Source organism: Enterococcus sp. AZ103 (assembly GCF_051714685.1).
Classification (GTDB): domain Bacteria; phylum Bacillota; class Bacilli; order Lactobacillales; family Enterococcaceae; genus Enterococcus_A; species Enterococcus_A alishanensis.
The window spans coordinates 2,440,062-2,455,380 of record NZ_JBIOSI010000001.1; the positions used below are offsets into that span (position 1 = coordinate 2,440,062).

Genomic DNA, 15,319 nt, shown 5'->3' on the forward strand with positions numbered 1-15,319 from the left:
ACCAAGCTTAATTAAGTTCTACTGTTGCAACAAGGTCTCCTCTGTGTCCTGTTGAACCACCATCATATTCAAATTCCTTTACATCAATCATATTAGTTACAACAACAATCATCTCATCAGACTTACCTGCTGCTATAATTTTTTCCAAATCAACTTTAGCAATTGGAGTATTTTCTGTTACCTTATCCCCTACTTCAACAAGTATTTCAAATGGTTCTCCTTTTAATGAAACCGTATCGATTCCCATATGAACCAAAACGTCTAATCCATTTTCTGTTCTAATGCCGATAGCATGTTGTGTTTCAAATATTGTACTAATCACTCCAAAAACTGGTGAATACATTGTTGAGTCGGACGGTTTTACAGCATAACCATCACCCATCATTTTCTGTGAGAAAACAGGATCGGATACATCTTCCATGGGAATAACTTGCCCATCACATAATTGAAATAGATCAATTTCTTTGACTGTTTCAGTGACAACAATAGCTTCATCAACCGATGTTTCGGAAGCTTCTACAGCAACACCTGCCGTTTCAGGTTCCCCATCATATTGTCGTTTGTTTTTTAAACTGAATAGATAAGTCATTCCAAATCCTGCAATCGCAGAAAAAGCAATTGTAATTAAACAAAATATGAAATTAGTCATGCTGCCGTCAGGTGAAATATAAACTGGTGAGGTCACTAATCCTGGACCTGCGTATACATATTGTTTTAAATCTACAATTCCTGCAAATACAGAACCTATCGCCGCACCTGTCATTGCGCCTAGTAATGGCGTTCTAAAATTGAGACAGATACCGTACAACGCTGGTTCCGTGATACCAATAATTGCAGTAATACCCGATGATGCTCCGATTGATTTTGTATCTGTATTTCTACTCAAATACCATACTGCTAATGCTGCACCACCAATTGCAGAGTTACCTGCTAAACCACCTGGCAAGAAAATATTGTCGAAACCAACTGAGTTTAAATGTTCCATATTAATAAAGTAAACCGCTTTGTCCATACCTGTAATAATACTTAGAGGTGTAAGGAATCCCCAAATCGCTAAAGCTCCAAGCTTAAAGTGAGCTGCTATCAAATTCAAAAGCCACATTAATTTAGTCCCAGCAATATAACCAATTGGGCCTAAAATTACTAAGGTAACAGGAATCGCAATAACCAACGTTACTAAAGGTAAAAGGAAGTAGCGACCTGCCTGTGGTATTTTATTTTTGAAGAATCTATAAACCATAGCTAAAAAGGCTGTACCAAGAAGCATTGGTAAGAAAGAACCATTGTATTGTACTTGTGTTACTGGAAGTCCAAGAAAATCAAGTCCACCAACATTATTTATATCTGCAGCTAATAAAGTCATTCCTAAAAGTGCTCCTAGCGCTGGATCTGCTTTTAATTTCGCTGCAGCTGACCAGCCTAAAACGATTGGCATAAAGTAAAAGCCAGCTCCTGCTGCAGCATTTAGAATAACTACAGCCCCACTATCAGGGTCTAAACCTAGGAAATTCGTACATATTGTCAAGAAAGCCAGTAACATTCCACAACCAAGATAAATCGGAATTACTGGAGCGACAGTCCCACTAACATATTCTACTACCATAGAACCAAAACCTTTTAAGGTTAACTTTCCTTTTGTGGCTGTTGCACCGCTACCTGTTCCCTTATAGCCAGTAATATCCATAAATTCTTCATAAACATTACTTACATCTGTTCCGATAATGATTTGAATCTCGTTTCCTTCCATTACTCTGACACCCATAACAGCTTTTGTCTTTTTCAATTCAGCTTCATTTAATTTTGTCATATCATTCAACTTAAATCGAAGCCTAGTTGCACAATGACCTGCACTTGTTAGGTTAGAAAGTCCACCAATATTCTCTACGATTCCATTTACTGTAGCTTCATATTTCATATTAAGCTACCTCCTTTTCCCATTATATATCTATCATTTTATAATTTCTGGAAATAAATTTATTCACTTATAATAAGACCATTTACGCTATAAATACCCTGTTAGCAAATTGTAAAAACTTACATCTTCTTTATTAAAATGAATCACTCTTATCTGGAACTATTGTACCAAAGGGTGACTTTTATGACCCTCTATTAAAGATTCAACTATAGGGTATACTTCATCAGCATTCCATTCTAGGTCGAAAGGAAAGCGATTGCAAAAACCATTGAAAATCTATTCTACAACTCTTTTTTGTTTTCTATTTTTCAAAAAATTTATAAGTATCAGTTCTTTTATCTATTTCTTTAGCTTAGTTTAATAGGACACTTATTGTTTTAAAAACATCACTTAGACACTTTTAGTGCCTAAGTGATAACTAAAACTTCCAACTGTAACAGTATGATCAAACTCATTAGTTCAGTTTACTATTATCAACTGATTATAAACTTTTAGCTGCTTCCACGATGTTTGCAACAGTCAAACCGTACATTTCAAATAACTTATCAGGATTACCCGATTTACCAAACTTATCTTGAACACCAACCATTTTAATTTTCTTTGGTTCATTTTGCGAAAGTAATTCGCTCACTGCACTACCTAAACCGCCATGAACATTGTGCTCTTCAACAGTAACGAATCCTTTTACCTCTTTAGCTGTTGATAATAAAAGATTGGCATCTAAAGGCTTAATAGTAGAAATATTAATGACTTTTGCATCAATACCTTCTTGAGCTAATTTTTCTGCTGCTTCTTTGGCTTTTGCAACCATCAAGCCAGTCGCAACAATGGCAATATCCTTACCTTCTCGGATCGTTTCGCCTTTACCAATTTCAAATTTATATTCATCTGAATGTAATGTTGGTGTTGGAACTCGACTCATCCGTAAATAAACTGGACCATCGTACTCTGCAGCTGCTAAAACTGCTTGTCTTGCTTCAACATCATCACAAGGATGAATAACAGTCATATTAGGTAAGCTACGCATTAATGCAATATCTTCAATTGTTTGATGGGTTCCACCATCTTCTCCTACACTAATTCCTGCATGAGTTCCTACAATTTTAACATTTGCATTTGGGTAACACACAGAGTTTCTAATTTGATCGAAAGCTCTTCCTGTAGCAAATACAGCAAATGTACTTGCAAAAGGTATTTTACCACTTAGTGCTAATCCTGCTGCTGTTCCAATCATATCGGCTTCGGCAATTCCTGCATTAAAAAATCGTTCAGGACATTCTTTAGCAAACATCATTGTTTTAGTTGCATGTGCTAAGTCGGCATCTAATACAACTACATCTTCATTTTTAATTAACTCTACTAAGGTCTTTCCAAAAGCTTCTCTAGTCGCTAAATTCATTATTTTTCACCTCTCAATTCATTGATTGCAGCTTCTTTTTGCTCAACATTAGGAGCAACACCGTGCCAATCACCATTGTTTTCCATAAAAGATACACCTTTACCTTTGACTGTTTCAGCAACAATCACTGTCGGTTTTCCTTCAACTTTTTTAGCTTGATCTAATGCAGAAGAAATTTGATCTAAATCATGTCCATCAATTTTAATAACTTCCCAATTAAATGATTCAAACTTTTTATCAATCGGGTTTACAGTCATAACTTCATCATTCGTACCATCGATTTGTAAACCATTGTGATCTACTATAGCAATAACATTATCTAAGTTATAGTGGGCTGAGCTCATTGCAGCTTCCCAAATCTGTCCTTCTTGTAGCTCACCATCACCTAAAATCGTATAGATTGTGTGATCTTGATTATTTAGCTTCGCAGCTAATGCCATACCATTTGCAATACTTAATCCTTGTCCCAAAGAACCAGTAGAAGCATCCACACCTGGAGTTGATTTCATATCTGGATGCCCTTGTAACATTTCACCAGCTTTACGCAATTTCATTAATTCTGCTTTTGGAAAATATCCCTTATTTGCTAAAGTTGTATACAAAGCTGGAGCAACATGTCCTTTTGATAGAACTAAACGATCTCTGTTATCCATTTTAGGATTTTCTGGATCAATATTCATTTTGTCGTAATACAAAACAGTTAGAATGTCAATAATTGATAGGGAGCCACCAGGGTGTCCAGAACCTGCCTCAGTAATCATTTCAATGATATCTATTCTAGCCGAATTAGCAATCTCTTTTAATTCATCTGTCGTCAATGCAGTCATTTTTTAATCCTCCAAGTTATTCTAAATTTGAATGTCTTTTAAACATTTCTTCATTTTCTTTGTCTGATTTTTCCATTAACCCTAGTACAATAGAATCTCCAAGTAATAACACTGATTGCTCATATAGAGATGCCATTGGCTGAACAGAAGTGAAATCACTCTCCTGAACATTTTTGCTTGGTGCAGGAATCACTACTTTCGCATCAGACAATTTGGCTAACGTAGATGTACCATTCCCTGTAAATGCTAAAACTTTCCCACCAAATCCTTGAGCTTTCTCAGCCATTTGTATAAATTGCTTCGTTTCACCTGAACCAGAGGCAATGACCAATAGATCATTTTTTTCAAAGTTTGGTGTAATTGTTTCACCAATTACATATGCTTCTTTCCCCATGTGCATTAAGCGCATTGCAAAAGATTTAATGGCAAAACCTGCTCTTCCTAAAGCTAATACAAAAACTTTTGGGGAGCTTTCAACCAAGTCCAAAGCTTGATCAAACTCATCATTTGAAATTTTTTCTAAAGATTGCGAAATTTCTTTTACGATTTGTTCTTCATACTCATTCAACTTCAAATCAGATTCCTCCTTACGAAATTTTTTTCGTCTTCAAATTGATTATAAGCGCTTAACAGTTTATAGTCAATGATTTTCACGAAAATTATTTCGTCAAAATTCGTTTTTTTTATTAAAAAATACTAAAAAGGAATATTTTTTTCTTTAAAGCGAAATTTTTTTCGTTACAAAAATAGATTACAGAAGTGCTACACTATGAGTTTTAAACTTGTATCATTAGCTTCATTGATCACAAAAAATATTTATTTTCATTAAAAAACACCACTGACAAAACTATTAGTCAATGGTGTTTACTCTTCAAAAATTTGAAATACTGTTTAAAATTCTAATTACTCAACAAAGCTTTTTCTATTTGATTGTGTTTCATTCAGAGATATTATTTTGTACAGCCAATAGATTTTTAACCATGACAGAAGCTTTCTTCAAGTTACTATGAGCATTCAACATAGCTTCTTCCAGAGAAGTTATACTAGAGACAATTGGTACTACAACATCTATACCTGCCTTTTTAAATAATTCTAAATCGCCCTCAAATAGACCTACAAAAGCAATAACTGGTAATTTATGGATTTTTGCTAACTCACTTATACCTACAGGAACCTTTCCTTGTAAACTTTGATTATCCATCTTACCTTCACCAGTTATGACTAAATCAGCAGTTTCTAATTCATTATTGATTCCAGAATATTCCGATAAAAGTTTCAATCCCGACTTTACTTGAGCATTAAGCAAGATGCGTAAACCTAGTCCAAGACCTCCTGCAGCTCCATCACCACGCTGAAAATTCCTATCAAAAACCATCTTTTGTTGATAGTGAAGCATATCCGTCTCATATTGTTCTTTTTCTGCCTCACTAATCCCCTTTTGTCTTCCGAACATTTTAACTGCACCAAACTCTCCAGTTAGATAGCTGTCAATGTCCGTTGCTAAAATGAACTCTACCTTTTTTACCAGAGGATTAATGTTGCTATATGAAATTTTGTCTATTCTTCCTACATTTCCACCGATTGGTTTTAGAACTTCCCCTGTGGCGCCCAAAAATACTACACCTAAAGCTGCCATAGCTCCGATACCACCATCAACTGTTCCAGTACCACCTAAACCAATGATAATTTTTTTAGCACCATTTTTTAAAGCAAGCAGAATTGTTTCTCCCACACCAAATGTACTTGTCTCTCTTGGATGGGTTTCAGCAACATCTCTCAAAAAATGAATACCTGCTGTATCTGCTGATTCAATAACCGCTAATTTTTCATGTTCTATCCATGCATAAGTCGCTTCAAATTTATTTCCGCACATATCATGGACAATTCCACTCTTTTTCTCTCCATTACAATTTTCTAAAAATGCTGCTACTGTTCCTTCACCGCCATCAGCAATAGCAATTTTTTTTACTTCTGTTTTATCGTCTGAAAATACTTGCTCAATAATATTATTTGCTTCTATGCTCGTCATAGAACCTTTCATAGAATCAATTGCAGTAATAATCTTCACAAAACTCCCCCCCAATCTACTAGAGAAATCAACATTCAGAATGCTAAATGATTCTTCTAATACTTATTTATTAAGAATGACTGAATTGCTTCATAAGACTCTGTGGCATGTAATTTTCCAGACACTGTTTTAGACGTAATTTGTTTAAACTCTGAATGCGGGATATACTTATGGAGTAATTCTCCATATTCATATGGATGAAGAGGGTCTAAATGGCTGCCTAGAATTAAGGTTGGAATGTTTAACTTTTTCCATTCATCCCTATCTGAATTAGGACAATCCGTTGGTATGCAAACTAGCTTCAAAGACGTTTCAGTAGCATACGGATAATCAAACTGTCCTAATAATGTTTCTCCAGCATAGCTAGATAGCTGATTCATTGTTTGATAAATTTCTTTTTGTTTATAAGCAGACTTTTTATCAGTTATCGCTGAATCATTTAAAATCTGATAAACCTCTTGAAAAGCTTTTTGAATCATTTCAGGTTGTGGGCAGTCTTCCCATGCAGGTCTAGAAAGAATCAAGCGTTCCATATTTTCTGGATGTCTAAGAGCAAAATTTAAAGAAACTCCAGCTCCTGTAGAAATACCACCCAGATAGAACTTCTCTAATTTCAAAAAATCAATAAGTGCTTTTACATCATCCGCAAATTGGTTAAAGCTAAGCATAGATTTATCACCAAAATACCGAGTTCTTCCATGACCTCTAAAGTCTATCACAATTCTTCTTATACCTGGCGTTGCTTTCATCAAGCCAGCTGTTTGCTCAGTACTTCCACCTAAACCATGTAAAAAAATAAATGGAATCCCTGAATTTGCATCGTCTTCATAATAAAAATCAATGTTGTCATGTTTAAAAAAAGCCATTTTATTCCTCCTATAACTCACCAGAAACAGAATTAACGTAGACTTTTTGTCCTGATTTAACAGATTCTTGAACTGCTTGCATCACCTTCATGGCTTGAATTCCATCATAAACAGTTGCGCCTCTTCCAACAGTACCTGTCAATATTGTTTGAGCAAAATCTTCAATTTGTCGGCGATAGAAATGTCCATCTGCTGCAATCGGACGATGGAAACTATCATCTGCTGATTTAAAGATTTCAACATCACTACTTTTGAAAATCCAAGGATTATATGTTTTCGCTACTATTGAACCATTTTCTCCATATACTTCAAAGCCTTCATGCCAATCCATTCTAACTTGTAAGGTTAAATCAAGCTGTCCAACAAAGCCATTTTCAAATTCTGCTGTAACAAACCAAGAATAAGAACCATACTTTTCTGTTAACCAAGCTGTAACCGCCACAATTTCTCCACCAAGGTATCTGGCAGTATCAAACAAATGGCTACCGTGACCTCTCATGTAGTAGCGACGTTTGTCAGCTTTAGGATCTCCAGCTGGTTTTTTCGCATTTGGTCCCGTTAGAATTACTGGTTGAACGTTATCAGTAGTTGTATAACGATAGGTATTATCACAGTACCAAGCCTTCAATGCTAACATTTCACCCATTTCTGAGTCAATAAAGTCTTTGGCAGCTTCAACGCCTGGATCGAAACGCTTCATATTCCCTACTTGAACATGAACTTTTGATTGGTCAACAATTTTCCCAAGCTTCTCTACTTCTTCAATAGACATTCCTAAAGGTTTTTCAACTAATACATGTTTGCCAGCTTCTATTGCTTTGATTGTCATTGGGACATGGAAATTATCTGCAATACCAATAACAACCGCATCAATCTCAGGATCATTTAACATTTCATCAAAATCTCTATATAATTTTTGAGGATGATAAATGTTGTTCATTTCATTCAATAAAAATTCATCAACATCACAAATTGCATATAACTCTGCATTCTTTGATCTTCTAATTGAATCAAAGTGTGCTGCCTGTGAAATTTGTCCTGCTCCTAAAACGCCAATTTTTACAAGTTTCTCTTCTTTTTTTATGTTTGTCATATTAGTTTCCCTCCACCATATCTAAATAAGATAATGCATATTCAATGTCCGTTTCTTCTAGTCCATGCATGATTATTGGACCTGAGTAAAATTTTGTTAATTCTGTTAAATAATCATTCAAAGGAATCGTTCCTTTTCCAACAGGTGCAAATTTAATTTCTTTTTTTGTTACATAAGCATCTTTACAATGAGCAATAGCGATAACATCTTTTAGCTGTTCAAGACTCGATTTTATTTTACCAAGTTGATTGTCCGCATCTGCCGTAGTTACAATATTTGCTGGATCGTACAAAACTTTTAAATATTCCGAATCAAACATATTAATTAGTCTTAATGAATCTTTAGTAGAACTAACAACATTTGCCTGTTCAGGTTCAAACACAATCGTCACTTGATTTTCTTTAGCAATTTCAAGCATTTCTGTTAGTGACTCATGTAATAATTGCCAAGCCTTTTCTGTGTGATTATCAGGATGTGGGCTCCAAAAATCTGCTTGATTAAAACTTCCTGTGGAGATAGAGACATAGGGAACACCTAACTTATTGCAAGCTTTGACTACTTGTTCAAAGCCTTTCAAGTTCTCTTCTCTTTTGATTTTATTCAATTCTAATGTGTTAAACGTTCCAGAAATCAATGCAATTTCTACACCAGATTTCTTACACAGCTTTTTGATATCTTCAATTACTTGGTTGTCTATAGATTTAGGTAAACTAGATAAACCAACATTTGCAAAATTGAATTGAATGGTGTCAAAACCTGATGCAGAAATCCTTTCTAATGCTTCTTGAAACGGATACTCCAGAAATACTTTTGAAAAAATCCCAAACTTCATATACATTTCCTCCTCATTTATTTCTAACAAAAATTTTGGCTTGCTCTATACATCAAAAGAAAAATGGATTAAAATAGCAGTTGTTAACATATAATCGATTTTTCTATATTCGCATGATACAATAAAATTCGATAACTTTCAATAAAAATCGATTAAAGGAGGTATGAATATGTTGAAAAGTGAACGACACCAATTCATTTTAAATAAAATTGAAACTGAAGGAAAAGTTCTTGTTAATGATTTGACTAAAGAATTACAACTTACAGAAGATACTATTAGAAAAGATTTGCAAGAATTAGCAAAACTTGGGCTTGTCCAACGTGTTCATGGAGGAGCATTGAGGTTAGATAATACCAATCTTCCATTTGAACACCGTATAGACCAGCACTCTACTAGTAAAAAATTATTAGCTAAAGAAGCAGTTAGTCTAATTGCAGGTAAGAAAGTCATTTATATTGATAGTGGTACAACTAACCTATTTTTCGCTGAAAGCATTCCTAACACATATAATGGAATAGTGATTACAAACAGTCCTACCATTGCTTTATCTCTATGCAATCATGAACATGTCACAATCAATTTACTTCCTGGTGAGCTGGATAAACACTCTAAAGTATTAAAGGGATCATCTACTTTAAAATCAATAGAAGAAATCAATATTGAATTATGTCTATTAGGGATTTCTTCAATCGATTCTGATCGAGGAATCACAGTTCCTTCTTTTGAAGAAGCAGCAATAAAAAAACAATTAATTAAGCAAAGTTCTTATACCATTGGAATCATTACTAAAGAAAAATTAGGAACTACCTCTACTTTTCGTGTTGGAGAAGCTAACGATTTAGATACTATCGTAACTGAAAAAGGTATAAGTAAGTCTTTATTGGCACCTTATCGTGATTTAGGTATTGATATTCAACAAGTTTAAGAAAAAACGATTAAAATCAGAATATTGATTTTAATCGTTTTTCTATTTTAGAGATTTCCATACCCCATAATATACGAACTGTTCTTTTCATAATTTCTCTTCGCAATAATATCTCCAGAGTTCCCTTCTATCGTGTAGACAGTATTATTTTCAAATTTTTCTACAATCCCTACATGATCGCTGACACCATCACCATCCCAATCAAAGAAAATGATCGCTCCGCTTTTCGGTTCTATACCTCCATCTTGCCATTGATTATTCGCTTTAAAATTGTTGATTCCAGTTGGGCAATAGGCAAATCGTTCCATCTTGACATTTGCTTTATCAGCCACATAAGAAACGAAGGTAGCACACCATTCCACACAACTGTTAAAGCCATACCAACTCCAGTATTTTTCGCCACCTTCATGAATACCTTCTGCTAGTTCATTTGATGCAATTTTCGCAATCTCGGAATTCCCACTAGTGCCAGTATTACTAGAATTGGAAGAGATATATTGCTTCACAATTTGACTATAAAACATGTTGCCATACGCATAGCGATAGTCATAGCCTAAGCTAATTGCCACTGGATTTGTATAGGTGACTCTCTGTCCATTTGCTTGATTCTTGGAAAATTGTATGGCACTTTCCAGTGAGTAGCTTTTACCAGAATGACTCAAAAAGCCACCTCCGAAATTGTATGCCTGCACAAGATTTAAAACCTCATACTCTTGATGCCCTTTCCACATATCCGCAAAATACTTAACCCCGACTTCTATTGATTCATCGGGGTCTGTTATAGAATTTGGTGGTCTTCCTTGGCTCTCGCTACATTGCATAATATCGGGATATTTTTCAGAATTCCCACCCGACTCTACCATGATAATTCCTAATAAATAAGGCACAGCTTCGGGTATCTCATTTTTAACTGCCTCTTTTGTTACTTTTTCTTTCCAGCGAAGCACCGCTTCTGGAAGGGTTTGTTCCTCTTCTGTTCCAGTAACACTAGTTGAAGAACTGGCTCCCCCGATCAGTAAAATGAAGAGAAGAAAGAACCCCAGTAGAAAAAGTGGTATACTCTTAGATAACTTCATAGGCGGCTTCCTCACTGACTTCTACGTCCTCATAGTTTTCTTGTCTAAGCTCACCCATTTCTTTTGCTAATTGCTTGGCTTCTTCTGGTTCTACAGGTACTGGTTGATGCTGAGGTTCAGAAGTAAAATGAGTCGATTCAAATGACTCTTTGCCCTTTCCTTCAATTTGCTGTGTCTGTTGCTGCTCCACTTCCTCCGAAATAGGTTGCTGGTAAAGAAGCCCACCATCCATTTCTTCCACTGGCAAGACTGTTTCTTGTCCAACTGTTGATGCCACTGAGACTGACTTTATGTCGGATTCACTATAATAAGGTACTTCTTCTTTCTCATCAAGACCACTTGACTCTTTACTATCAGCTGAGTCATCCCTTGATTCAATCGTAGGCTCTGCTGATGCCGTATCGAATGAAACAGGCTCAGGAGAAGTAGCGTCATTTCCAGCTTGAACCAATAAATTATCTTGGAAATCATTCTGTCGGTAAGCATGATCTAGCTCTACGCCTGACCGAAGATAATCATTTTCTGCGGTTTGTGTCTTATACGCTTGCTCAGCCAGTCGGTTTTGTTGATCTTCACGCTGCTCCATCTGTTGTTGCCGATTATTGACAGCTCTTTTAGGAAAGCTAAAACCTCGTAGTTCTGTTTTCCCTTTCGTTAATGACCGAACAATCTGTCCTTTATTCTTCCAAACAAATAGCCCTAATAAGACTTTGATAAATAGTCCCGCTAACATGGTGACAATGTTTGTAACGACAAAGAAAGAATCCAATAGATTGATAATGGAAAAGAGCAACCCAAAACCAAACCCTATTCCAACCTTTGAAGCAAACAATGTTCCTAGCATCATAAAGCCATTTTTTAACAAATGATGCATATTGGGAATCAGTGCTAAAAAGAGCAGGGATGGAAAGAGAAAAATGATCCCGTAAATCAATAGCTGAACCAAAATATTGGCAACTCCTATTAGTAACACCGCAATCCCTATCACGAGTAACATCACAAATGTATTCAATAATACAGCGACTTTTTCCGTCATACGATCCGAAGTTAGGTAAGAGTTTTTTTCAGAATCCTGTTTGATTTTTTTCTCAATTTCTTTCGTTTTCGCTTTGTCAAAGGGTTCTCCTTTTTTGACTAAATACAGCTCAAATTGTTCTTTTGTAATGTCTGTTTTTCCGAAATTGAGTAGCGCATAAGGCTTAATAATAAATTCATCAAAAATCAGGTTACGAATATTGCTGGTACCATCTAGTTGCTGCCCGCCACCAATCAACTTTTCTGTTGTAGATTGATTGCTGCTGTTTAAGCTACCACTCGTTAAATCTACTAGCTGCCCTTGGACGTTCTGCGAAATCGTATTGACCTCTTGCACTTTGGCGGCACCGTCTGAAAAGAATGCCATGCTGCCTGCATAAATCAATGTAAAGATACCAAATCGTATCAAGGCTTTACTAATCCCTTTTTCAAAGAAATCTTTAACAGAAATGACAATCACAAAGGTGAAAAGTAAGATACCTAGCACGCTAAATAATTGGTTATAGATAGAACCAGCTGTAGAAAATAAATCTGGCAATATCCCTTCCAAAAGATTTAAACTAAACAATTTATCAATGACGTAATCAAGCGCAAGAACCATGTATTTAATCAGTCCAAAAGCAAGGTTAATTAAGGCATTTAGAACACTTTGTAAATTCTCATTGATACTAAACCAGCCGCCCTTTTCAAAGAAGGACTGGAATGAATCAATATCGAATAAATCTTTTAACAATAGGCTCGCTCCCTTCTATGCATTAAAGGCAGTTTCCAAATCTGCACTTGAATTTTTCTTTACGGTTTGTAACATTTGATGCAATTCTTCATATGGACAATAGACCAACATTTTCCCAACACGTCCCCGTAAGTCTAAATAAAGACAATGGTACTTAGGTAAATTCTTTAACCACTCAATGTTTTCCTCACTTACTTCTAACCCTAAATGACGAAGAATTTCTTCTCGTTCGTCCTTATCGTCATAGGCAAAGATACGCCCAAAATTCCCTGTGTCGTCTTCTTCTGCGGTATCTTTTACAGACTGTGTCACAATAATCAAGGTATTATTAAAGCTTCGACCAACTCGGCGCATAGATTTAATAATCGCTCGTCCATTTTTTGACGTGTTAAAAATCCAGCTCTCGTCAAAAAGTACCACTGTGCTTTCTTCTCGATCTCGCAAGCCAAACAATTCACAGAACTTCCCAATACACATCATTAACATGATTGATTTTCTTTGGGTAGCACTATAATCACTACTTGGTGTTTCTGCTCTTGGCATTTCTAATCCTAACACTTCCAGTACAGTCACTTTGTTATGAAGATTTAAGCCTTCATTTTCACCATAACTAAATGCCAATTCTAAAATAGATCCTTGAACGGATTTTTTGATCAAATTAGCAGTATCTCGTACTTCTTCATTATCATTTTCTAACATGAAATCAACCACATGAAGAAGACCCACTTGTTCTCCACTATCTCGTTTCTTCAAGACAACTTCAATGCCTTCTAACATGGCTAGACGAGATTTTTTTTCTCTAGAACTCGTAAAGTCATACAGTTCTTCAAATAAATCTTGTGCCATATCTTTTGCTGCAACTCGGTTTGGAATAAAACAAATAGGATCTAGAACGCCTTTATTACTCTCTTTGTCTGGATCAAGTCGTACTTGATGAAAATGCTGCTGAACAAAGGTACATGTTTCAGGATACTTTTTCTGATACATTGGGTCATTGATCACTTCCATGATCCAATCAAAGAATTCGGATTTTGGGTCAACATAGAGCCCTTTTCCATTCATCAACACAGAGAGAAAGAACACAAACTTAGCCAAATAAGATTTTCCATTTCCTGTGGGCCCTGTAATAGCAATGTGCGGACTATTTGCTTTCTTATCAGCGATATCACTTTGATTGCCAATAGAAGGATTAAAGAATACTGGTTTACGACTAGTTTTCGCAATTTCTTTAGGTGTTAAATTCCGTGTGTTTTTCAATTCTGAAACCATGCCAATTGGAATGCCTACATTGTCCCCAATTCTATTTTCTACCCCTAGCATCAATTCACTGATTCCCTCTACTGTGGTATAATGAATCCAATTTTTTTCGGGTCCTAGTTTATTTCCAGACAAGAATTGATGAAACAGAAAGACTTGATCTGCTAATCCTTTCACAATATCCACATTACGAGACTGACACAAAGAGAGTACTGTACGAATTCGGCTTCGACACTCTTCTGGTGTTTGTCCAAAGACACCAAAAAGCCCCAACCATTTAATGACTGGGACTCGTAAATCAATTTTATTGTTTAAATCAGTCAAGGCATACCGATTGAATCGACTGGATTTCATTTCAGCATCCCCCATCGATAGGGTTTCTTTGGCACTATTCTTTAAGCGTTTGGATGCCCTTGAAGATTTCCCTTTTAAGCCCTTGCCGCCTTTCAAAGGCTCAAAATGTGCCTTTAATCGGAACTCTACTGGAAAAGGCAGGCTTTGAACAAGTTCTGCCACATGGTTAAATGCCAAATTTGGCGCAAATTTATGAATTGGTAATAGCGCAATATAACTGGTTCCTTCTAAACTTCGTAATTTTAATAAACCCTGCTCCTCTGTAGGATCAAGAATCGTATCAGTTAAGGAGTACCCTTCTTTTTCAATAAAATCACTATCAAAAGAAGTGTCCATCCCACGAACATAAGGATAGCGACAAACTTGTAATACTTCTTTTTCAGTTAATCTTCGACCATTAATTGCCCCGACTAGCTGAAAGACTTCGGCTTCAATGATACGATAACGTGCCAAAAAATCCTCGTCAACGGTCATGTGATACTGCGTAATCGCTAAGAGTTTGCCTGCATAATAATCCACCAGTTCCATTGCTTTTCCTTTAAGAGACGTAGCAGACGACAGACTAGACAGTTTCACACCAATATAAAATTTCTCTGTTGTAATCACTCGTAACTGACTTTCTAATTCAGACAACGTGCGATCAATTAAGGCATCGCCCATGTTTTGGGCTTGTTCATCAAAACTTTTAGAAAAAGCAGACAATCGTTCATTGAGATTATATGAATGAGGATTAAGAAATAATTCAAAATCTTCAAAGCGCCGCAAACTTTGAAGAAACTGCTGCCATTTTCGCTTATGTTTTTCTTGCACCTCTTTGTTTTGACCAATGACATACTCACTTGGACATGTAAAATATGCCCACACCTCATTTTCTGTCGTAATCAACACATTGCGGTACACTTTATGAAAGGGTTGTTTTAATCTCATACTTTTCCTCCT

The 15,319-nt window shown here is 35.8% G+C and carries 12 protein-coding genes; 1 reads left to right on the plus strand and 11 read right to left on the minus strand.

What is annotated here, in order from left to right; genetic code table 11:
• Window positions 1–7: 7 nt before the first annotated feature.
• From ID741_RS12180 to ID741_RS12215, 8 genes are all read right to left on the minus strand, one after another.
• The gene (locus ID741_RS12180; protein WP_438709671.1) at window positions 8–1,915 is read right to left on the minus strand and encodes a glucose PTS transporter subunit IIA; all 1,908 of its coding nucleotides are present in this window, start codon (window positions 1,913–1,915) and stop codon (window positions 8–10) included.
• Window positions 1,916–2,396: 481 nt separating this feature from the next.
• Window positions 2,397–3,314 (minus strand): transketolase family protein, encoded by a 918-nt coding sequence (locus ID741_RS12185; protein WP_438720138.1) that lies wholly within the window; start codon window positions 3,312–3,314, stop codon window positions 2,397–2,399.
• Window positions 3,314–4,141, minus strand: coding sequence for a transketolase (locus ID741_RS12190; protein ID WP_438720139.1), 828 nt, complete (start codon window positions 4,139–4,141; stop codon window positions 3,314–3,316). The genes ID741_RS12185 and ID741_RS12190 overlap by 1 nt, the downstream gene beginning before the upstream one ends.
• 16 nt (window positions 4,142–4,157) lie before the next feature.
• Window positions 4,158–4,709 (minus strand): 6-phospho-3-hexuloisomerase, encoded by a 552-nt coding sequence (hxlB, locus tag ID741_RS12195; RefSeq protein WP_438720140.1) that lies wholly within the window; start codon window positions 4,707–4,709, stop codon window positions 4,158–4,160.
• Window positions 4,710–5,078: 369 nt separating this feature from the next.
• Window positions 5,079–6,209 carry a glycerate kinase family protein gene (locus ID741_RS12200; RefSeq protein WP_438709667.1) on the minus strand — a complete coding sequence of 377 codons (1,131 nt, stop codon included), beginning with the start codon at window positions 6,207–6,209 and terminating at the stop codon, window positions 5,079–5,081.
• A gap of 56 nt (window positions 6,210–6,265) precedes the next feature.
• On the minus strand, window positions 6,266–7,075 hold the full coding sequence (locus ID741_RS12205; protein WP_438720141.1) for an alpha/beta fold hydrolase: 810 nt from the start codon (window positions 7,073–7,075) through the stop codon (window positions 6,266–6,268).
• A gap of 10 nt (window positions 7,076–7,085) precedes the next feature.
• Window positions 7,086–8,168 carry a Gfo/Idh/MocA family protein gene (locus ID741_RS12210; protein ID WP_438709665.1) on the minus strand — a complete coding sequence of 361 codons (1,083 nt, stop codon included), beginning with the start codon at window positions 8,166–8,168 and terminating at the stop codon, window positions 7,086–7,088.
• A gap of 1 nt (window position 8,169) precedes the next feature.
• A complete protein-coding gene (locus ID741_RS12215) occupies window positions 8,170–9,000 on the minus strand; it encodes a sugar phosphate isomerase/epimerase family protein (RefSeq protein ID WP_438720142.1) in 831 nt (276 codons plus the stop codon).
• 169 nt (window positions 9,001–9,169) lie between these two features.
• On the opposite strand from ID741_RS12215, the gene ID741_RS12220 reads away from it, so the two are divergent.
• Window positions 9,170–9,925 carry a DeoR/GlpR family DNA-binding transcription regulator gene (locus tag ID741_RS12220; protein ID WP_438720143.1) on the plus strand — a complete coding sequence of 252 codons (756 nt, stop codon included), beginning with the start codon at window positions 9,170–9,172 and terminating at the stop codon, window positions 9,923–9,925.
• 47 nt (window positions 9,926–9,972) lie between these two features.
• Here ID741_RS12220 and ID741_RS12225 read toward each other — a convergent pair whose 3' ends face one another.
• Genes ID741_RS12225 through ID741_RS12235 form a run of 3 tightly spaced genes read right to left on the minus strand, consistent with a single transcriptional unit; the run spans window position 9,973 to window position 15,307 of the window.
• Window positions 9,973–11,001, minus strand: coding sequence for a lysozyme family protein (locus ID741_RS12225; RefSeq protein ID WP_438720468.1), 1,029 nt, complete (start codon window positions 10,999–11,001; stop codon window positions 9,973–9,975).
• Complete coding sequence (locus ID741_RS12230) at window positions 10,988–12,769, minus strand: CD3337/EF1877 family mobilome membrane protein (RefSeq protein WP_438720144.1); 1,782 nt, start codon at window positions 12,767–12,769, stop codon at window positions 10,988–10,990. The genes ID741_RS12225 and ID741_RS12230 overlap by 14 nt, the downstream gene beginning before the upstream one ends.
• A gap of 15 nt (window positions 12,770–12,784) precedes the next feature.
• Window positions 12,785–15,307 (minus strand): ATP-binding protein, encoded by a 2,523-nt coding sequence (locus tag ID741_RS12235; RefSeq protein WP_438720145.1) that lies wholly within the window; start codon window positions 15,305–15,307, stop codon window positions 12,785–12,787.
• Window positions 15,308–15,319 lie beyond the last annotated feature (12 nt).